This window comes from Alienimonas sp. DA493, from assembly GCF_043951915.1.
In the GTDB taxonomy this organism is placed as follows: domain Bacteria; phylum Planctomycetota; class Planctomycetia; order Planctomycetales; family Planctomycetaceae; genus Alienimonas.
This window is the reverse complement of the sequence record NZ_JBINJD010000347.1, coordinates 1-666: the sequence shown is the minus strand read 5'-3', so window position 1 is coordinate 666 and position 666 is coordinate 1. Positions and strand designations below refer to the sequence as shown.

At 77.3% G+C, this 666-nt stretch carries 1 pseudogene; it reads right to left on the bottom strand.

The features are described 5' to 3' along the window. Positions 1-15: 15 nt before the first annotated feature. Positions 16-666, bottom strand: a pseudogene (locus ACG2DA_RS22945) (hypothetical protein); the annotation flags it as partial.

Here is a 666-nt window from a genome sequence, read left to right as displayed (position 1 = left end):
GGTCGGGGCCGACGGTCAAGCCGGCGGGTCCTGGCCGTCGCCGCCGAAGGGGTCGTGCGGCGGCAGCCGGAGGTCCGGCTCGCGGCCGGACGGCCCGAAGGCGCCGAAGGCGTCGGGCCCCGGGGGGCCGACGCCTTCGACGCCTTCGCGGGCTCGGGGGTCGGAATCGCCGCCCGGGGCGGCCGCCGCGGCGGACGGGAGCACGCTGTCCCATCCCCCCTCGAACCCGCCCTTGTCCGACGTCACGCCAAGCTTCTTCTTCGCCCTACTGATTTGGGATTCGCTGTAACCGGCGGCGGCGCCGGCCTCCGTGAGTTCCGCCGACGGCATGCGGCCTCCGGCCGCCTCGAGCGTCTCGCGGAGCCACTCCACGCAGGGGCTCTCCCGCGGCCCGTCGCCGTCGGCCCGGCGGGGGGCGAGGGCCTCGTCGGCGGTGAGGAAGACCGGGTCCGACTCCCAGACCACGCGGGCCGGGTCGCCGCTCACGGAATAGGCCAGGCCGCCGGTGTCCGGCGCGAGGTTGTTCTTCAGGGGGAGCACGACGCGGCGGGCCCGCGACTCCGGGTCGGCATCCTCGCCCCGGCCGGCGGGGTCGTCGGAGATCAGCCACGCCGCCCGCGCCGCGCCCACGAAGGCGAGACTGCCGGTCACGCGGCCCATCGCCCC